Genomic DNA, 18,569 nt, shown 5'->3' with positions numbered 1-18,569 from the left:
ATCGAGCAGGATTCAAAAATCGCGCCCGACGCTCTAGCCCGTCGCATGTTGTATTGACGGTTTGGGACTGGTCGGAGATCTGCAACGGCCTGCGCGGACGATCAGCATCGGCGTCGCCGGCACCCTCTCCGCCAATTCACCCAACGAGATTCTGGAGATCGCCGATCAAAATCTCTATGCGGCGAAAAGGAACGGCCGCAACCGGGTCGTGTCGTAACTGCCGACAACCGGCGGCCGGCCGGCTCGTCATCCCTTTTCGAGAAACTCCTCGATTTTCTTCCATTCCTGCTTGATGAAGCGCCGGTGCATCAGCCGCTTCAGCCACGATATGACCCAAACCTCTCGCCTGGATCGCGACTGGAGCATGATCGCCCGAGCATCGCTCTCGGTCCAACCGGCCCATTCGCCGGAGGCCGCCCAGAGATTTGACGCAAATGCGGGCGTCACCTCGTTCTCCAATATGGATCAGAGTTCTGCGCGGGAATAGGCAGACCCGGCGAGCACCTTGGCGATCCGACGATAGTCCCGTGCTTGCAGTTCGGTGTCGAGGAACAGGTCCGACATCGCGTGCCAGACGGGCAATCTTCTCTGAACCTCGGGCATGGTGAATGCCTCGGTCGGCATCGCTTCTGCCTTCATCAATGAGGGCCCTCCTCTGAAGGTTGCTGCGACCGACCAGGTGATATCGCCGTTCCTAGCTTTCTAGCAGCCGCCTCATCATGTGGCGGATATGATCCTGAGCGCCGAAAAAGATGGCGGCAACGATAATCGTCTGGCGATCCGCCGCCGGCAGAAACCAAATTGCCGCCTTGTCTCGCCGCAGGAAGCGGATGCCCGGATAAATATCGGATCGCAGTGTTCCGATGTGAGGTGTTTCGGTGAGCCGCCGGATCGACGAACGCAGCTCGCGGACCCGGCCCGCCGCCCGCTCCAGGGCCTCTTCCGCGCGATCGCCGAGATCGCTGTAGGCGGCAAAGAGATGGTCGAATATAAGTTCGAAATCCCGCTCCGCTTCGCGGGAATATTCAATTTTCCACACGAAGAGCGCGCCGCTTCCGCTCGATCATATCGTCGACGGCCTCCGCCATGGCATCGTCCGACAGCGTCGGTCCGTTCAACCGCCGCTGGATCAGTTCCCGAAGGGCTTCCGTCTCCGCCGCCTCGGTTTCGGTTTTTTGCCTGAGAAGCTCCAGGCCCTGCTGCAGAACCGAACTCAGGCTCGAATACCGCCCATTCTCGACAAGCGATCGAGCAAACGCATCCTGTTGCTCGGTCAGCGAGATCGATGACTTCACGCTCATGATGATCTCCTTTCCTTCCAAGATTGCTACTCAGTGGCATATGTCAAGAGGCTTCATGCTAAGCCGCTCCGCCAGATATTGGCATCCCGGCTGTTCTCTGATCTAGTCTCAACATTGTCTGCTGGGCGATCAACCCCGAGTTCATGACACCTGAACGAGCGAAAGCCGTATTCTCATGACCATTCACCGCTTCATTCCGACGACCTTTCATAATGTCATCGGTTCACTTCCGCCGGTCCTCACCATCGCGGACGGCGATACCGTCGTCACGCAGACGCTCGATGCCATCGGCTATGACAAGGACGGCATCAAGCAGGCGTCCGGTCCCAACCCGATGAACGGACCGATCTTCGTGGAAGGCGCCGAGCCCGGAGATGCGCTGAAGGTAGAGATCATCGGCATGGTGCCGACGAGGGGTACGGGTTTTACGCAAAGCATCATCGCCGCCAATGTAGTAGATCCCGAAAAGGTTCGGGATCTACCGCCGCGCGATACCGCCATATGGGCGATCGATCGGGAGGCCTTGACCGTCCGGCTGTCCGAGCCGGTCGCCGGCCTTGAAGATTTCGTTTTGCCGCTTGCCCCGATGATCGGCTGTTTCGGCGTAGCGCCCAGTCTCGGCCAGGCGATATCGACCGCGACCAGCGGCGAATATGGCGGCAACATGGACTACCGGCTGTTCGGTCCCGGCACTACGGCTTGCTTTCCGGTTTCGGCGCCGGGCGCCTTGTTCTTTTTGGGCGACTGCCATGCGGTGCAGGGGGATGGCGAGATCGTCGGCACCGGCATCGAAACGACGTTCGAAGTCACGGTGCGGCTGACGGTGGAAAAGAAAGCCGGACTGGTCTGGCCGCGTGGCGAAACCGCCGAGGACATCTTCACCATCGGCAACGCCCGCCCTCTCGACCAGGCCCTCCAGCACGCCACCAGCGAAATGTTGAACTGGCTGGCGTCGGATTACGGCCTGGACCGGACGGCGGCCAGCCATCTGCTGGGTCAAGTGGTGCGCTACGATGTCGGCAACGTCTTCGATCCGGCCTATACGATAGCATGCCGCGTCGCCAAGAAATGGCTGGTGCGTCGATAGACGCTTCCGCGCATCCGACGCTTCGTCAATCGTGCCGTGACAGGAAGCGGGAAACCGCCGCGAGGCAGAGCTGCTTTTCCTCGACATGCGGCATGTGGCTGGAATTTTCGAAGAGCACCCATTCGCAGCCGGGAACGCGGTCGAGATAGGGCCTCACCACCAGCGGCGTCGCCTCGTCGTATTTGCCGGAGATCAGCAGCGTCGGGGCCTCGATGCGGTCGAGCCGGTCTTCGATCGTCCAGTCCTTCATCGTGCCGATGACGTGGAATTCGGTGGGGCCGTTCATGTTGCGGTAGACGGTATTGTCCTCGTCCATGATCGCGAAGGTCCGCGCCACTTCGGGCGGCCACGGCACCACGCGGCAGACATGGCGATCATAGAAGACGCGGGAGGCGGCGATATAGTCCGGATCGTTAAGGCTTCCCGCCTGCTCATGTTTCAGCAGCGTGTCCTGCACCTCTTTCGGCAGTTCCTGCCTCAGCCGGTTCGCTTCCGAAACCCAGGTGTGCATGTTGGCCGGCGAGTTGGCGATGACAAGCGCCTTCAGGCCTGGCGGCCGGCGCACCGCATGTTCGGCGCCGAGCATGCCGCCCCAGGACTGGCCGAGGAAGGCATAACGATCCTGGATGCCGAGATGGGCAAGCAGCGCATCCAGCTCTTCGAGGAAGAGGCCGACCGTCCAGAAATCCGGGCCTTTGTCGGGAAGACGGGTGGAATTGCCGTTGCCGAGCTGGTCGTAATGGATGACGGGGCGGCCGTCGAGGGCGGCGATGTCCTTGAAGGAATCGACATAATCATGCGTGCAGCCAGGCCCTCCATGGGCGACGACGAGCGGCAGCTTGCCTCTGTCAAGCGATCCGGTGACGCGATACCAGGTGCGATAGTCGCGAAAGGGCAGATAGGCTTCACTCGTTGCGATTTCGGCCACCGGCGTCTCCATCTCTTGGGCGTTTGGAAACCATAATGCGGCGGCAGCGGCGAAGGCAGCTATCACAACTTATAGGGTGGGCCCGGGAACCGCTCTAAAGCACGTCGCGATCTTTCAGATTCGCTCGCCGTGCTTTAGGTCTTTATTTTCTCGCGTGTCGTTATCGCAAAACCGCGCACACTTTTGCGCGACACGCTTTAGCTTCGGCCACGTTCCTCGAGCAGGCGGTAATGGGTGGCGCGCACGACGGCCTGGGTGCGGTTGCGGGCGCCGAGTTTCTTGGCCGCGGCATTGAGATGCATCACCACTGTCGGCACCGAGCGGCCGATGATGCGCGAGATTTCCTTGGCGGAATAACCCTCCGCAGAATGGCGCAGGCATTCGCGTTCCCGCTCGGTCAGATGGATGGTGCCGACGCTGCGCGCCTTCCTGTCGAAAAGCGAATAGGCCGTCTCGTGAAAGACCTGGGCGAGTAGGTTGAAGTCGGCGATATAACGCAGCGCATGCCGTTCGAAATCGCTGTCTTCGCCGAAGCGGATGCCGGTGACGGTCGCATAGTCGCCGCCCGGCATATGGACCGGCACGGTGACGCCGGTCGACATGTCTCGTTCGCGGAGATAACGCGTCACCGGCGCGGTGTCGTCGCTCATGAAGCGGTTGATCAGCGTGTCGGCATTCGGATCGTAATTCCAGAAGAAGGGTGCGCTGCTGCGCAGCGCCACCTGCTGGACCGGATCGATGCGGAAATAACCGCGGCCGAACCAATAGTCGTGCATGTCGTCGGCGATGTTCCGGAGTTTCAGCAGCGAGGGTATCATGATCGCGCCGTCGAGATCGTAGGGCACCGGCGTATAGTCATAGATCAGGGCCTCGAAGCCCAACCGCTTCATCGCCTCGAAGGCCTGATCGATCCGGCCGTCCAGGGTTTCATGCGCTGTAAACTGCCGTCTGATCGTTCCGATGTCGTCAAGCATGGGCAGTTCCCCGGTTCGGATGCGCCCTACCCTATCACTTCTTATAGCTGGTACGGAGCGCGATTTACGGTAAAAATTTAACCATGCCCAAATATTGAGCAAGCGAAATCTTCTGCCGGAGCAATCAATGTGGCGTGAAATACAGCCGGACGCCCGTTTCGAGATCGATGTCGATGGCTATCGCGTTGTTGCCTATAGTTTCGGGTCAGGCAGCGAGACGGTTTTCTGCCTGAACGGCGGTCCCGGCCTGCCCTGCGATTACCTGCGCGAGGCGCATTCCTGCCTGATCGACAAGGGCTACCGTGTCGTCGCCTTCGACCAGCTCGGCACCGGTGCTTCCGATCGGTCGGACGATCTCTCGCTCTGGACGATCGGCCGTTATGTCGAGGAGACCGAGACGGTGCGCAAGGCGCTGGGGCTCGGCAAGGTTCACCTGCTCGGCCATTCCTGGGGCGGGTGGCTGGCGATCGATTACGCGCTGACCTATCCCGAGAACCTCAAGACGCTGATCCTCGAAGATACCGTCGCCGACATGCCGCATCTGATCTCGGAGCTGGAGCGGCTGCGGGCCGCACTTGGTCCCGAGACCGTGTCGATGATGCAGAAGCATGAGGCTGCGGGCACCTACGATCATCCGGAATATCTCGCCGCCGTCACCATCCTCAACTACCGCCATGTCTGCCGCTTGGCCGAATGGCCCGCGCCGGTGCGCCGCTCGCTCGACGACTGGAACATGGCGCCCTACGCGACCATGCAGGGCCCGAACGAGTTTCTCTATATCGGCAACCTCAAGGACTGGAACCGCATCCCCGATCTGCCGCGGCTGACGCTGCCGGTGCTGATCACCACGGGCGAGCATGACGAGCTGACGCCGGCCTGCGCGCTGAGGATGAAGCTCGCACTGCCGAATGCCGAACTGAAGGTATTTGCCAATGCCAGCCACATGCCATTCTATGAAAACCCGCAGGACTATTATCCGGCGCTTTTCGATTTTCTAGCCCGGCACAAGGCAGCCTGATGCAAATGAAAGCGGCTCCAACCCGACGAAGACAGAGGGGCGATCGCCGCCATGCATCGCTATAAATTCGTTCTGACGCGACCGCTGCAGTTCCTGCCCGTCATTTTCGGCATCAGCGTCATCACCTTCATTCTGGTCCGGCTGATCCCCGGTGATCCCGCACGCAACATCCTCGGCACGCGCGCCACTCCGGCAGCGCTCGCCAGCATCCGCGCCCAATACGGCCTCGACCAGCCGATGTGGCTGCAATATGTCTATTTCCTCAAGAACCTCGCCAATGGCGAGATGGGCAAATCGATCCTCTACAAGATCGACGTGCTGAAGCTGATCGCGACCCGCATCGAGCCGACGCTCGCGTTGGTCGTTTCCAGCGTCATATTGTCGGTGCTGATTGCCGTGCCGATGGCGGCGATCGCCGCGCGCAATGCCGGTCGGGCGCCCGATCATGCGGTGCGCATCGTCTCGACCTTCGGCATCGGCTTCCCGCCCTTCTGGCTGGGGCTGATGCTGATCATCCTCTTCAGCGTCGAACTCGGCATGCTGCCGGTTTCCGGTTACGGCGCGACGATCGGCGACAAGCTTTCGCATCTGGTGCTGCCGAGCCTGACGGTGGCGCTGTCGCTCTCGACCGTGCTGACGCGCAGCCTGCGCGCGGCGATGATAGAGGCGCTGAAATCGGATATCGCCACGGCGGCGCGCGCCCGCGGCATGCCCGAAGGCATCGTTTTCTGGCGCCACGTGCTGCCGAATTCGCTGGTGCCGACGATCAACCTGCTTGCCGTCAACATCGGCTGGCTGATCGGCGGCACGGTGGTGGTCGAGAGCGTCTTCGCGCTGCCCGGCATGGGACAGCTGCTCGTCAGGGCGATCTTTTCGCGCGATTACATGGTGGTGCAGGGCGTTGCCATGGTCTTTGCCTGCGCCACCGTGCTCATCAACTTCATCGCCGACATCGTTACCGTCGCCGTCGATCCGAGGGTGAAGCTATGAGCATCGAGGCGACCGCCCCCGCATCCCACGGCTGGCACCGGTTCTTCGGCCGGCGGCTGATGTTTGCCGTCGGCGCCGGCATGCTGCTGTTCTTCGTCCTGCTGGCGATCGGCGCGCCCATCGTCGCGCCCTACGATCCGATCATGCAGAATGCCGAGGTGCGCCTGCAGGCGCCGTCGCTGCTGCACCCCTTCGGCACCGACAATTTCGGCCGTGATATTCTTTCCCGCGTCATCTGGGGCGCACGCCTCGATCTGCAGATGGCTCTCATCGGCGTCGCCTTCCCCTTCCTGATCGGTACGACGGTGGGCACGATCGCCGGCTTTTACGGCGGCATCGTCGATGCGCTGTTCATGCGCCTCGTCGATATTATTCTCGCCTTCCCCTTCCTGGTGCTGATGCTGTCGATCATCGCGATCCTCGGCCCCGGCCTCGGCAGCTTCTATATCGCCATGGCGCTGGTCGGCTGGGTCTCCTATGCGCGGCTGATCCGGGCGCAGATGCTGGTGCTGAAAAGCAGCGATTACGCGGTCGCCGCCGTCAGCCTCGGCTTCAGCCGCCCGCGCATCATGTTCCGGCACCTGCTGCCGAACGCGATCGCCGGCTCGATCGTCTTTTCGATGTCGGATGCGACGCTGGTGCTGCTGAGCGGCGCCGCCGTCAGCTATCTCGGTCTCGGCGTGCAGCCGCCGATCGCCGAATGGGGCGTCATGGTCGCGGAGGGGCAGAGCTTCATCACCACGGCATGGTGGATCACACTGTTTCCCGGCCTTTCCATCGTCTGCCTCGCCTTCGGCTTCAGCATGCTGGGCGATGCTCTCGGCGAATTGCTGGGGGTGCATGAATGAGCGGCTCCGTGCTCTCCGTCCGCGATCTGACCGTCCGGGCGCATCTCGATTCCGGCCCGCGCACGCTGCTCGACGCGGTCTCCCTCGATCTCGGCAAAGGAGAAATTCTCGGTCTCGTCGGCGAGAGCGGCTCGGGAAAGAGCCTGTTCTGCCGCGCGCTGGTGCGCCTGCTGCCCTCCTCCCTGCTGAAGATCGAGAGCGGCTCCGTGTTGCTCGAAGGGCGCGACCTGACGCGGATCGACGATAGCGAGATGCTGCAAGTGCGCGGCGGCGAGATCGGCATGATCTTCCAGAACCCGACGAGCCATCTCGATCCGGTCATGCGGATCGGCGACCAGGTCGCCGAGGGCATTCGCTACCACCAGGGCTTGGGCGCCCGCGAGGCCCGCGCCGCGGCGGTGGACATTCTGGCGCAGGTCGGCTTTCCCGATCCCGCCCGCCAGTACGACAGCTATCCGCATGAATTTTCCGGCGGCATGCGCCAGCGGGCGATGATCGGCGTCGCCCTGTCCTGCAATCCGAAGATCCTGATCGCCGACGAGCCGACGACGGCGCTCGACGTGACCATCCAGGCGCAGATCCTGCGTCTCCTGATCGACATTCGCGACCGGCGCGGCCTGTCGATCATCTTCATCACCCACGATCTCGGCATCGTTGCGCAGACCTGCGACCGCATCGCCGTGCTGCGCAGCGGCAAGCTCATCGAAGAAGGGCCGAAGCGGACGATCCTGGCACGGCCGCAGCACCCCTATACGATCAACCTGATCGACAGCCACCCTTCCATTTCAGGCGAGCAGCCCGCGCCACCGTCCGTTCATGGGAAGACAACCGGATCGGCCAGGCCGTTGTTGGAGGTCGACGATCTGCATGTGCGCTTTAGAGGCGGCGGCCTGTTCACGGGCGGCGCCAAGACGATCAGCGCCGTCGCCGGCGTCAGCCTGAAGATCATGCCGGGCGAAACCATCGGCATCGTCGGCGAATCCGGCAGCGGCAAGAGTACGCTTGCTCGCGCCGTGCTCGGGCTGACGCCGCTTTCCGCTGGCCACGTCACCTTCGACGGCGTCGACCTGGCGCAGCAGAGGAGCGCGGGTCTGGCAAAGCTCAGGCGCGAAACGGCGATGGTGTTCCAGGACCCCTACAATGCGCTCAACCCGCGGCTGACGATCGGGCAGATGCTGGCCGAGGTGTTGAAGGTCCAGGGGAAAGTCGCCAGGGCCGAGATCCCGGCGCGCATCGGCGAGTTGCTCGATCTCGTCGGCCTCGAGCGCGAATTCGCCGGCCGCAAGCCGCGCAGCATGAGCGGCGGCCAGTGCCAGCGCGCCGGCATTGCCCGCGCGCTCGCCGTCGACCCGAAGCTGATCATCGCCGACGAATGCGTGGCGGCACTCGACGTCACCATTCAGGCGCAGATCATCGAGCTTTTCCGACAACTCACCGCGAAGATGAACCTGACGCTGATGTTCATCGCCCATGATCTCGCCATCGTGCGCAATCTCTGCGAACGCGTCGTGGTGATGTATCGCGGCGAGATCGTTGAGGAAGGCCGCTCGGAAGAGGTCTTCGCCCGGCCGAAGCACGCCTATACCGCGGCGCTGATCGCAGCCATCCCCGACATCGATCCCGACAAGCCGCTGCTGCAGGCCACCGGCCGCAGCCAGGATCCGCAATCCATATCAATCAAGCGCATGCCATAACAACGAAGGGAACGAATTCATGACGAACAACTGGAAATCAATCGGGCTTGCAGCCCTGCTCGCCGGCCTGACGCTCGGCGTAAGCTATGCCGAGGCTGCCGGTGTGCTGACCATCGGCCGCCGCGAGGATTCGACGACATTCGATCCGATCAAGACCGCGCAGAATATCGACAACTGGGTGTTTTCCAACGTCTACGACGTGCTGATCCGCGTCGACAAGACAGGCACCAAGCTGGAGCCGGGGCTTGCCGAAAGCTGGACGGTCTCGGATGACGGCCTCACCTACACCCTCAAGATCCGCGAAGCGAAATTCTCCGACGGCTCGCCGCTGACGGCGGAAGATGCGGCTTTCAGCCTGTTGCGCATCCGCGACGATGCCGCCTCGCTCTGGAGCGATTCCTACAAGGTGATCGATACGGCGGCGGCGACCGATCCGCACACGCTGACGATCAAGCTGAAGAACCCCTCCGCGCCGTTCCTGTCGACGCTGGCGCTGCCGAACGCGTCCGTCATCTCGAAGAAAGGCATGGAGTCGCTGGGCGCCGACGCCTATGCGGAAAAGCCGATCGCATCCGGCGCCTTCGTGATCGACGAATGGCGGCGCGGTGACCGCGTCATCCTCAAAAAGAACCCGAATTTCTGGGAGGCCGACCGGGTCAAGCTCGATGGCGTCGAGTGGATTTCCGTGCCCGACGACAACACCCGCATGCTGAACGTCCAGGCCGGCGAACTGGATGCGGCGATTTTCGTTCCCTTCTCCCGCGTCGAGGAGCTGAAGACGGATCCGAACCTCCATGTCGATATCGATGCCTCGACCCGCGAGGACCATCTGCTGATCAACCACGCGCATGGCGCGCTCGGCAAGAAGGAAGTCCGCCAGGCGCTGGATCTTGCGATCGACAAGAAGGCGATCGTCGACACGATCACCTTCGGCCAGGGGACGATCGCCAATTCTTACATTCCGAAGGGCGCGCTCTACTATTATGCCGACAATCTGCAGCGGCCCTATGATCCGGCAAAGGCCAAGGAAATGCTGGCGGCAGCCGGGGCCTCCGACCTGACGCTGAATTACCTGGTCCGCGCCGGCGACGAAGTCGACGAGCAGACGGCCGTATTGGTCCAGCAGCAGCTGCAAAAGGCCGGCATCACCGCCAATCTGCAGAAGGTCGATCCCAGCCAGCAATGGGACATGCTCGTTGCCGGCGACTACGATGTCTCGGTCAACTACTGGACCAACGACATTCTCGACCCTGACCAGAAGACCACCTTCGTCCTCGGCCACGATTCCAACAATAACTATCTGACCAACTACAAGAACGAGGCGGTGAAGGACCTGGTCGCCAAGGCGCGTCTCGAGCTCGACCCGAAGAAGCGCGAAGCCATGTATGTCGATCTGCAGAAGATGGCCAAGGACGACGTCAACTGGATCGACCTTTATTACAGCCCCTACATCAACGTCTCGCGCAAGAATATCGAGAATTTCTACCAGAACCCGCTCGGCCGCTTCTTTCTGGAAGACACGGTCAAGAACTGAAGTTCGGCAGCCTGCCGATGCTCCGCCGTCAGTACGGCGGAGCATCGTTGTTTTCGAAGCGGTTCCTACTTCAGCTTGCTGCCGCGAGCTTGTCGTGCGTTTTGGTCTCGAAGTCGCTGGCGTCGTGACGCTCGTGCAACTGGCTCGAAGGTTCGCCGGAGAGACGGTTGACCATCCGGCCGCGCTGTACGGCTGGGCGGCTGTGGACAGCGTCGGCCCAGCGCAGCACGTTCTTATAGTCCTCGACCTGCAGGAACTCGGCTGCCCCGTAGGTCCAGCCCTTCACCAGGCCGCCATACCAGGGCCAGACCGCAATATCGGCGATCGTATATTGGCTGCCTGCCAGATATTCGCTTTCGGCCAGGCGACGATCGAGCACGTCGAGCTGACGCTTTACCTCCATGGCGAAGCGGTCGATCGCATATTCGATCTTCGTCGGCGCATAGGCGTAGAAATGGCCGAAGCCGCCGCCGAGATAGGGTGCGCTTCCCATCTGCCAGAACAGCCACGACAGGCATTCGGCGCGTTCGCCCGGCTCGGTCGGCAGGAAGGCGCCGAACTTTTCGGCGAGATAGGTGAGGATGGCGCCGGATTCGAAGACGCGGATCGGCTTTTCGCCGCTGCGGTCCATCAGCGCCGGGATCTTCGAGTTGGGATTGATCTTGACGAAATCGCTTCCGAACTGGTCGCCATCGCCGATCCGGATCAGCCAGGCGTCGTATTCCGCGCCGCTATGGCCAAGGGCCAGCAGTTCCTCGAGCATGATCGTGACCTTCTGGCCGTTCGGCGTGCCGAGCGAATAGAGCTGGAGCGGATGACGGCCGATCGGAAGCTCCTTCTCATGCGTCGGCCCTGCGATCGGGCGATTGATGTTGGCGAACTGGCCGCCATTCGCCTTGTTCCAGGTCCAGACCTTCGGGGGTACGTAATCGGGAGAACCGCTCATCTTTCAAACTCCTGGCATTGATGGGATCGAGCACGGCGCCTCGTTGGGTCGTCGCATTTTTCCTGACATAGCAGAGGCGATGCGGTTTGTCAGAGGGGGCGGGGCGGCTTCACACAATCGTCAGAGCTGCCAGGGATCAGATTCACATCGTGAAGACTGGGCTTTGTTATGTACCAAAAATTGGTATATTGGACTTAAAGGAGATTCAGCATGGCCAGGAATACGTCCATATCGCTCAGCGACCATTTCGTCAGCTTCATCGATACGCAAGTTCAGGCTGGCCGCTATGGTTCAGCCACTGACGTCGTTCGGGCCGGCCTTCGCCTCCTTGAAGAACACGAAGCTAAAGTGAAGGCATTACAGGACGCCTTGATAGAAGGCGAGGAATCCGGCCCCGCCACACCCTTCGATTTCGACGCGTTCAACGCTCGCAAACGGGCGACGTTCGAGGCGAAATGACAGGCATCATATTTCCCCCGCCGCGCAAACCGATATTGACAAGATTTGGGATTACACAGCGACGAGTTGGAATGTCGATCAGGCAGAGCGTTACATTCAGGACATAAGAGACGCCTGTCACGAACTGGCGGAGGGAACACGGATGAGCTGTCCCTCAGACATTCGGAAAGGGTACAGAAAGGCCTCTGTTGGCTCTCATTTTCTGTACTTCAAAAGTAATGATGCGGGCCAGATCATCGTTGTACGCATCCTTCATCAAAGAATGGATGTAGCCAAAAACTTGTAGGGCTGTATATCAGCAAATTCAGGAAACGGCCGCCTCAGACATCAGTTTCGGCAAGACGCCTGCCCGTCGCGGCCGAAAACAGATGTTCGCCGGCCGCCCGCAAGGTGAAGCGGATCGTGTCGCCGGGCTTTATCGCGATGCGCTCGCGAAACAGCATATTGACGTTTTCCTCGCCGATCCGGGCGACGACCTGTGTCTCCGCCCCGTTCGATTCGACGACGACGATCTTCGCCGGTGTCCCCTCCTCGGCGATGGCGAATTGTTCCGGCCTGATGCCGTAGATGAGTTCTTCGCCGGGATCGGCTGTGCCGGGGCGCAGCGACAGCGGCATCGCGACGCCGCTGTCGGTTCGAAAGATCGAAGGCGCATCGGCCTGGATGCGGCCCTTGAGCAGGTTCATCGCCGGCATGCCGATGAAGCCGGCGACGAAGGTGGTCGCCGGGCGGTCGTAGATCTCTAGCGGCGTTCCGATCTGCTCGACGATGCCGTCACGCATGACGACGATGCGGTCGGCCATGGTCATCGCCTCGGTCTGGTCGTGGGTGACATAGACCGTGGTGATCTTCAGCCGCTGGTGAAGCTCCTTGATTTCGGCGCGCATGGCGACGCGAAGCTTGGCGTCGAGATTGGAAAGCGGCTCGTCGAAGAGAAACACTTTCGGGTCGCGCACGATGGCGCGGCCCATGGCGACGCGCTGGCGCTGGCCGCCCGAGAGATGGCGCGGATGGCGGTCGAGATAGGGTTCCAGCGCAAGGATCCTGGCGGCGGACTGCACTCGCCGGCCGATCTCGTCCTTGGCCGTGCCGCGCAGCCTCAGGGAAAAGCCCATATTCTCGGCAACCGTCAGATGCGGATAGAGCGCGTAGCTCTGGAACACCATGGCAATGTCCCGCTCCTTCGACGGCAGGTCGTTGACCATGCGGCCGTCGATCGAAAGCCGGCCGTCCGAGATCGTCTCCAGGCCGGCGATCATGCGCAGCAAGGTGGACTTGCCGCAACCGGACGGCCCGACCAGCACGATGAATTCGCCATCGTCGATGTCGACGTCGACGCCGTGGATGACAGGCAGGGTGCCGTAGGATTTGCGGATGTTGTGAAGCGCGATCGACGCCATGATGTCTTCCCTTTCAGACGGCGTTCAGGCCGCGCCCTCGCCTTCATGATTGACCGCCGTCCGGGTGCCGGAGGAGAACATGATCAGAGCGAAGAGCGGTTCTGTGCCGAGCGCGCGCGCCCAGTGGCGGATATTGCGGGGGATGCGGATGGCGTCGCCAGGTTCGAGCCGATAAAGCGCATCACCGAGCTTGTGTTCGCAACTGCCGGAAACGACGTAGAGGATCTCTTCGCAGTCGGGATGCGAGTGCAGCTGGTTGCGCTCGCCGGGATTGATGCGGCAGGTGCCGAAGGTCATCTCGGCGCCGGGCGTGCCGTCGCCGGTGATCTTCCAGTTGAGTTCTCCCCAGCTGGTCGGCATGAATTCGCCGCCGGCTTTCCTGAAAATGATGTCGGTCTCGCTCAAGACTGTGCCTCCGGTCAGAGATTGGTGGTGACGCCGGCATCCGTGCGTCTGTAGAATTCGAAGAGCTTCATGATCTCTCGGGCGATTTCGAGCGTGCCCCTCGTGATCGGCGTGCCCGCAAGGATCGCGTCGGTCAGATGCAGGATCTCGGGCACATAGCCGAGATAGAAGAGGTTGTTGTTGTAGAGCTGGCCGAGCGAATGCTCCGGCTCATAGAGCAGTGCGGCATTCTCGTCCGGCTGGATGAAGCTTGCGGCGCGGCCATAGGACGGCAGGTCCGCCTTGCGGAAATAGGTCAGACGGCTGCCGTTTTCGACGATGGCGTTGGCGCCCTCGCCGACGATCTCGACCCGCTCGAAGATGCTGCCGCCCGATTGGCCAGCGGCAAGATGCAGCGTGCCGATCGCGCCGGAGCGGAAGCGCAGGCTGGTGACGGTTGCCCCGGTCAGCGCTTCCCACTCGTAGCCTGCACGCTCGATCTCGCCGCCGAGAAAATTGAGGATCGCTCCTGGATGGTAAATATGATCGAGAAAGCTCTGCATCTTGACGAGGTCGGCGCGGTCTTCCTGGCTCGGCAGGCTCTGGGGATAGCGCACATTGATCGAGGTCAGCCGGCCGAAACCGGGCGAGCCGATGAGGTCCTTGAGCTTCTCGATTGTGGGGAAGAAGGTCTTCTTGAGGCCGGTCATCACCATGCGGCCGGCAGCGGCACTTGCCGCCTGCAGCCTTTCGATGTCTTCCATAGTCGCGGCGGTCGGCTTCTCCATCCAGACATGCGCGCCAGCGGCAAGCGCGTCGAGCGCCAGATCGGTCGCCTGCACCCGGCCGTCGGGATGATAGGCGGTGACGAGAAAGACCAGGTCCGGCTTTTCCTGCTTCAGCATCTCGCGATGGTCGGTATAGGCTTTGCCGGCGCCGAAGAGCTTGGCGAATTTTTCGGCGCGACCGAGATCGAGATCGCAGATGCCGGCAAGCTCGACCGGTGCGTAACGCAGCGCCGGATAGACATTGCGGTAGGCATGGCCGCCGGCGCCGATGAAGCAGGTCTTGATGCGATGCTCGAACTCGAAATTGTAGCGGATTTCCCGCTGGACGTGGTGCGACATGGTCAGCCCTTGATTGCTCCCTGCGTCAGCCCCTCGGTGAAGCGGCGCTGCATCAGGATGTAGAGAAGAATGATCGGCAGGAAGGAAATGACGGTCCCTGAGAAGACCAGGCGGTAATCGGAAGCATAGGTGCTGGCGAAACGCACCAGCCCGAGCGGCAGGGTCTGGACCTCGGGGCTGATCAGCACGATCAGCGGCAGGAAAAAATCGTTCCAGGTGGAGAGCGCGCTGATGATGACGAGCGCCTGCACCGCCGGCGTGGAGATCGGCAGAAAGACCTTGGTGAGGATCTGGACATGCGATGCGCCGTCGATCTTGGCGGCCTCGATCAGATCATCCGGCACGCCGATGAAAAAGCTCCGCATCAAGAAGATGCCGAAGGGAATGCCGTTGCTGACCTGCACCAGCACGATACCTGCCAGCGTGTTGACGAGGTTGAGCCCGAAGAGCACCTGATAGAGCGGGATGACGATCGCCTGGACAGGCACGGTGAGGCCGAGGATGAAGGCGTAGAATAGCCATTCCCGGCCGGGAAAGCGGATCTTGGCGAGCGCATAGCCGGCCGGCGCGCAGGTGATCAGCGACAGGACGACGACGCCGACGAGGTTGATGAGGCTGTTGCCGACGAGGTCGCCGAAGCCGCCGATCTGCCAGGCGTCCAGATAGTTCCGCCACATCAGGTCGGCGGGCCAGGTGAAGGGATCGGCCCGGCCGATCTCGGCCTCGGTCTTGAAACTCGAGACCAGCAGCCAGACGAAGGGGGCGAGGATCAGGATCAGAACAGGGGCCAGTGCCAGCGCCACCGGCCATTCGCGATTGCGCACACTCATTGGGAAAGCCTCGCGCGCCAGCGGTTGAAGACGATGGTGATGGCGATCGCCAGCAGGCTCAGCAGGATGCAGAGCACCGCCGCAAGCCCGTGATCCTGGGACTGGAAGGCAAGCCGGTAAATATAGGTGGTGATCAGTTCGCTCTGGTAGAACGGCCCGCCATTGGTCATGACGAAAACCGTGGCGAAGCCTTTCAGGCCGTTGATCATCGCCAGCGAAACGACGAAGGTCGTTACCTCGCGAAGCCCCGGCAGCGTCACATGGATCAGCTTCTGGAAGCTGTTGGCGCCGTCCACCTCGGCCGCGTCGTAAAGCGAGCGGTCGATATTCTGCAGCCCGGCGATGAAGAGCAGCATATAAAGGCCGAAACCCTGCCAGGAGCTTGCAAGATTGACGGAAAAGAGCACCAGCGCCGGATCGGAAAGCCAGCCCTGCGTGAAGGCGCCAAGCCCGATCCGCGTCAGTGCCGTATTCATGAGGCCGAAAAACGGATCGTAGATATTGGCCCAGATGACGCCGACCACGGCCAGCGACACCAGATGCGGCAGGAAGAACGCGGTGCGGAAGAAGACCTGAGTGATCCTGAGCCGGCTGACGGCAAGTGCCAGCAGCAGGCCGAGACCGCCCGCCATCACCACGTGATAGGCCAGCCAGACGAAGGTATGGGCGAGGCTCTTCCAGACGATCGGATCATGCGCCGCCTTGGCATAATTGCCGAGGCCGACGAAGCTCGCCGAGGTGTTGAAGCCGGCCGAGCTGTTGAAGCTCAGCCAGAAGGTGGCAGCGATCGGCAGCAGAGTGAAGACAGCATAGAGGCCGAGCGCCGGCGCCATCAGCCAGAACGCGGTGCCGGCATCGCCGTCGGGCGAAGCTGGCCTGGCCGTCCGGCGTTTGGACATACGGGCGGACAGGCCGCCTGTATGTCCCGCCACGGCAGGTGCATCCCTGAGAGGAGCCACGACCTTGCTTCCGGGCGTTTCTGGAATGACCACTATTTCGCCTCTGCCATTTTGGCCTGGATCTGCTTCATGCCTTCCTCGCCGCCGATCTGGCCGGAGATGAGGCCCTGGATGACCTGGAAATAGGTGTCGAGCACGGTGCCCGGCAGGTAGACACTCGGATTGTAGCCGACGCCGCCGGCCGCGGCCGCGAAGATATCCTTCAGCACGGGGGTCGGAGGCTCGACGCCCGGGATTTCGCGCGGGTAGATCATCGTGCTCGCCGGATCCTGGGCGCGTTTCTTCATCACTGCGTCCGACAGCATGAAGTCGATCCATTTCATCGCGAGTTCCGGCTGCTTGGAGTTGACGGGCACCAGCCAGCTCCAGCCGACGCCGCCGGTCGGCATCGCCGCGCCCTTGATGTCGGAGGGCATCGGCGCATAGCCGGCATTGGCGAGGTCATAGCCTGCCTTGCGGGCATTGGCGGTGAACCAGGGGCCGGCGACGAACATGGCCGCGCGTTTGTTGAACCAGAGGCGCGAGGCGCCATCGAGATCGAGACCCGCCATTTCCTTCTTGATGTAGCCTGCCTCGACCAGCTTCTGCAGCCGGATGGCGCCGGCGGCGACCGCAGGATCGTCCCAGGCGATCTCACGGCGCAGCGCCTTGCCGATCACCTCCTTGCCGCTTGCCGATTGCAGCAGGTTGCCGAAGAGATGGCCGGCGCTGCCCGGCGTGCGCGGGCCGATGGCGAGCGGCTGTACGCCGGTCTCCTCGATCGCTTTCATCAGCGTTTCGAATTCGCTCCAGCTCGCCGGGATCTTCCAGCCCGCCTGCTCGAAAATATCCTTGTGATACCAGATACCCAACGCATCGAGGCCGTCGGGAACCTCATAGATTTCGCCGCCGAACTGGCCCTTCAGCTCGGTGTAGAGCCAGGGATAGATCTGGTCCTTCCAGCCGCGCTTTTCATATTGCTCGGTGAGCGGGATCACCTGCTTGGCGTTCTTGACGACGCTGATGCGGCCGATGCCTGAATTGGTGAGGATCACGTCGGGGCCGGCATCCGACTGGATCGCCGCCTGCACCGCACCGTTGCTGATCGTTCCGGTCGGGGGCATGAATTCGACGGTCACGCCGGGATTGGCCTTCTCGAAATCGGCCTTGATGCCGTTCCAGAGCTGCGCGACCAGCGGTTCGGTGATTTGTTCCGGACCCCACATTTTCAGGGTTTCGGCATGTGCCGCCAGCGAACTTGCGGCAAGCATCGCCGCCAGTGCCGTGCTGCGGGCAAGAAATTTCAGCATTGTTCCCTCCTCCGGGCCGCTCCTCGGCCCATATTTTTCAGTTGCTGAAGGAGACCCCCCTCTCCTTCATTCCCTTCGGTTAACCCTTCTGAAAGCGCGCCATGACGGCCTGCTGGACATCGCTGATATGCGCGTGCATCAGCGCCTTCGCGCGGGCAATATCGCGCGCGCGGAAGGCCTGCAGGATCTGATCGCGCTCCTCGGCTGCCCTTTCGGCCAGGTCGCGGCTCTCATTGGCGATCGAACGGCAGATCTGGATCTGCAGCGCGAGCCGCGCGAGCGTCTCGATCAGCGGCAGGCTTCCCGAAAGCTCGGCGATGGTCTCGTGAAATTCCTTGTCGCGGATGCCATAGGTCTCCATGTCGCCGCGGCGCAGCGCCGCCACCGCCTCGTCCAGGATGCGTTCGAAGCCTGAAATATGCCGGTCGCTCATCTGCGGGACGGCGAGCTCGACGGCGAAACATTCGAGCGTCTTGCGCAGATTATAGAGGTCGTCGATCTCCTTCGGCGTGAAGCTGCGCACGAAGAAGCCGCGATAAGGCTTGATCTCGATCAGCCCTTCCTTGGCAAGCGTGCCGATCGCCTCGCGGAACGGCGTGCGGCTGACCTGCAGGCGTTCCGTCAGTTCCTTTTCATCGATCGACACACCGCTCGGCAGCTCGCCGGAGACGATCAGGCGAACGATTTCCTCGTAGATCCGCTCGCGAAGGGTGAGGTGGCGCGGTGCGTTCATGGTCTCCATTTCCGTCTGGCGTTCATGGTTTAAGTATGCAATATACGGAAGAATATACAATATGGAAA

General features: G+C 61.8%; 22 protein-coding genes and 1 pseudogene. 9 read left to right on the top strand and 14 right to left on the bottom strand.

Annotated elements, in window-relative coordinates:
* Positions 1-62 precede the first annotated feature (62 nt).
* Positions 63-217: pseudogene (locus CO670_RS18615) on the top strand (diguanylate cyclase); the annotation flags it as partial.
* Between the two features lie 29 nt (positions 218-246).
* On the opposite strand, the gene CO670_RS18610 reads toward CO670_RS18615, so the two are convergent.
* The 4 genes from CO670_RS18610 to CO670_RS18600 are packed head-to-tail and all read right to left on the bottom strand — an operon-like array spanning position 247 to position 1,301.
* The gene (locus CO670_RS18610) at positions 247-447 is read right to left on the bottom strand and encodes a hypothetical protein (protein ID WP_097591597.1); all 201 of its coding nucleotides are present in this window, start codon (positions 445-447) and stop codon (positions 247-249) included.
* Between the two features lie 18 nt (positions 448-465).
* On the bottom strand, positions 466-642 hold the full coding sequence (locus CO670_RS33015) for a hypothetical protein (RefSeq protein ID WP_176538975.1): 177 nt from the start codon (positions 640-642) through the stop codon (positions 466-468).
* A 52-nt stretch (positions 643-694) separates the two neighbouring features.
* Positions 695-1,039 carry a type II toxin-antitoxin system RelE/ParE family toxin gene (locus tag CO670_RS18605; protein ID WP_097591596.1) on the bottom strand — a complete coding sequence of 115 codons (345 nt, stop codon included), beginning with the start codon at positions 1,037-1,039 and terminating at the stop codon, positions 695-697.
* Positions 1,026-1,301 carry a type II toxin-antitoxin system ParD family antitoxin gene (locus CO670_RS18600; protein WP_097591603.1) on the bottom strand — a complete coding sequence of 92 codons (276 nt, stop codon included), beginning with the start codon at positions 1,299-1,301 and terminating at the stop codon, positions 1,026-1,028. Before CO670_RS18600 ends, CO670_RS18605 begins: the two co-directional genes overlap by 14 nt.
* Positions 1,302-1,476: 175 nt before the next feature.
* On the opposite strand from CO670_RS18600, the gene CO670_RS18595 reads away from it, so the two are divergent.
* Positions 1,477-2,388 carry an acetamidase/formamidase family protein gene (locus tag CO670_RS18595; protein WP_097591595.1) on the top strand — a complete coding sequence of 304 codons (912 nt, stop codon included), beginning with the start codon at positions 1,477-1,479 and terminating at the stop codon, positions 2,386-2,388.
* A 25-nt stretch (positions 2,389-2,413) separates the two neighbouring features.
* Here the strand turns inward: CO670_RS18595 and CO670_RS18590 are convergent, their stop codons facing one another.
* Complete coding sequence (locus CO670_RS18590; protein WP_097591602.1) at positions 2,414-3,316, bottom strand: proline iminopeptidase-family hydrolase; 903 nt, start codon at positions 3,314-3,316, stop codon at positions 2,414-2,416.
* Between the two features lie 197 nt (positions 3,317-3,513).
* Positions 3,514-4,290: a LuxR family transcriptional regulator gene (locus tag CO670_RS18585; RefSeq protein ID WP_097591594.1), complete on the bottom strand. Its 777-nt coding sequence runs from the start codon at positions 4,288-4,290 to the stop codon at positions 3,514-3,516.
* A gap of 127 nt (positions 4,291-4,417) precedes the next feature.
* On the opposite strand from CO670_RS18585, the gene CO670_RS18580 reads away from it, so the two are divergent.
* The 5 genes from CO670_RS18580 to CO670_RS18560 are packed head-to-tail and all read left to right on the top strand — an operon-like array spanning position 4,418 to position 10,374.
* Positions 4,418-5,308, top strand: a complete 891-nt coding sequence (locus tag CO670_RS18580) for a proline iminopeptidase-family hydrolase (RefSeq protein WP_097591593.1) — start codon at positions 4,418-4,420, stop codon at positions 5,306-5,308.
* A gap of 51 nt (positions 5,309-5,359) precedes the next feature.
* Positions 5,360-6,298 carry an ABC transporter permease gene (locus tag CO670_RS18575; RefSeq protein WP_088674834.1) on the top strand — a complete coding sequence of 313 codons (939 nt, stop codon included), beginning with the start codon at positions 5,360-5,362 and terminating at the stop codon, positions 6,296-6,298.
* Positions 6,295-7,146 carry an ABC transporter permease gene (locus CO670_RS18570; protein WP_097591592.1) on the top strand — a complete coding sequence of 284 codons (852 nt, stop codon included), beginning with the start codon at positions 6,295-6,297 and terminating at the stop codon, positions 7,144-7,146. The genes CO670_RS18575 and CO670_RS18570 overlap by 4 nt, the downstream gene beginning before the upstream one ends.
* Positions 7,143-8,840 carry an ABC transporter ATP-binding protein gene (locus tag CO670_RS18565; RefSeq protein WP_097591591.1) on the top strand — a complete coding sequence of 566 codons (1,698 nt, stop codon included), beginning with the start codon at positions 7,143-7,145 and terminating at the stop codon, positions 8,838-8,840. The genes CO670_RS18570 and CO670_RS18565 overlap by 4 nt, the downstream gene beginning before the upstream one ends.
* Positions 8,841-8,859: 19 nt before the next feature.
* Positions 8,860-10,374 (top strand): ABC transporter substrate-binding protein, encoded by a 1,515-nt coding sequence (locus tag CO670_RS18560; protein WP_097591590.1) that lies wholly within the window; start codon positions 8,860-8,862, stop codon positions 10,372-10,374.
* 70 nt (positions 10,375-10,444) lie between these two features.
* On the opposite strand, the gene yghU is transcribed toward CO670_RS18560, so the two are convergent.
* Positions 10,445-11,320: a glutathione-dependent disulfide-bond oxidoreductase gene (yghU, locus tag CO670_RS18555; RefSeq protein ID WP_097591589.1), complete on the bottom strand. Its 876-nt coding sequence runs from the start codon at positions 11,318-11,320 to the stop codon at positions 10,445-10,447.
* A gap of 210 nt (positions 11,321-11,530) precedes the next feature.
* On the opposite strand from yghU, the gene CO670_RS18550 reads away from it, so the two are divergent.
* Together CO670_RS18550 and CO670_RS18545 are read left to right on the top strand one after the other, a co-directional pair.
* Positions 11,531-11,779 carry a type II toxin-antitoxin system ParD family antitoxin gene (locus CO670_RS18550; protein WP_012559996.1) on the top strand — a complete coding sequence of 83 codons (249 nt, stop codon included), beginning with the start codon at positions 11,531-11,533 and terminating at the stop codon, positions 11,777-11,779.
* Positions 11,730-12,065, top strand: coding sequence for a type II toxin-antitoxin system RelE/ParE family toxin (locus tag CO670_RS18545; protein WP_348628107.1), 336 nt, complete (start codon positions 11,730-11,732; stop codon positions 12,063-12,065). The genes CO670_RS18550 and CO670_RS18545 overlap by 50 nt, the downstream gene beginning before the upstream one ends.
* Positions 12,066-12,099: 34 nt before the next feature.
* Here CO670_RS18545 and ugpC read toward each other — a convergent pair whose 3' ends face one another.
* From ugpC to CO670_RS18510, 7 genes are all read right to left on the bottom strand, one after another.
* Entirely contained in the window at positions 12,100-13,179 is a 1,080-nt protein-coding gene (gene ugpC, locus CO670_RS18540) for a sn-glycerol-3-phosphate ABC transporter ATP-binding protein UgpC (RefSeq protein ID WP_097591588.1), read from the bottom strand.
* 24 nt (positions 13,180-13,203) lie between these two features.
* On the bottom strand, positions 13,204-13,584 hold the full coding sequence (locus CO670_RS18535; RefSeq protein ID WP_097591587.1) for a cupin domain-containing protein: 381 nt from the start codon (positions 13,582-13,584) through the stop codon (positions 13,204-13,206).
* 14 nt (positions 13,585-13,598) lie between these two features.
* Positions 13,599-14,690 (bottom strand): Gfo/Idh/MocA family oxidoreductase, encoded by a 1,092-nt coding sequence (locus CO670_RS18530; RefSeq protein ID WP_097591586.1) that lies wholly within the window; start codon positions 14,688-14,690, stop codon positions 13,599-13,601.
* Positions 14,691-14,692: 2 nt separating this feature from the next.
* Entirely contained in the window at positions 14,693-15,520 is an 828-nt protein-coding gene (locus CO670_RS18525) for a carbohydrate ABC transporter permease (protein WP_097591585.1), read from the bottom strand.
* Positions 15,517-16,452, bottom strand: a complete 936-nt coding sequence (locus CO670_RS18520; protein WP_097591601.1) for a sugar ABC transporter permease — start codon at positions 16,450-16,452, stop codon at positions 15,517-15,519. Before CO670_RS18520 ends, CO670_RS18525 begins: the two co-directional genes overlap by 4 nt.
* A gap of 59 nt (positions 16,453-16,511) precedes the next feature.
* Entirely contained in the window at positions 16,512-17,768 is a 1,257-nt protein-coding gene (locus CO670_RS18515; protein ID WP_097591584.1) for an extracellular solute-binding protein, read from the bottom strand.
* Positions 17,769-17,847: 79 nt separating this feature from the next.
* The gene (locus tag CO670_RS18510; RefSeq protein WP_097591583.1) at positions 17,848-18,501 is read right to left on the bottom strand and encodes a GntR family transcriptional regulator; all 654 of its coding nucleotides are present in this window, start codon (positions 18,499-18,501) and stop codon (positions 17,848-17,850) included.
* Positions 18,502-18,569: the final 68 nt, after the last annotated feature.

The sequence above is a fragment of the Rhizobium sp. J15 genome, from assembly GCF_002531825.1.
Taxonomy (GTDB): Bacteria; Pseudomonadota; Alphaproteobacteria; order Rhizobiales; family Rhizobiaceae; genus Rhizobium.
The sequence above is the reverse complement of the archived record's forward strand: the minus strand, read 5'-3'. Positions and strand labels throughout refer to the sequence as shown.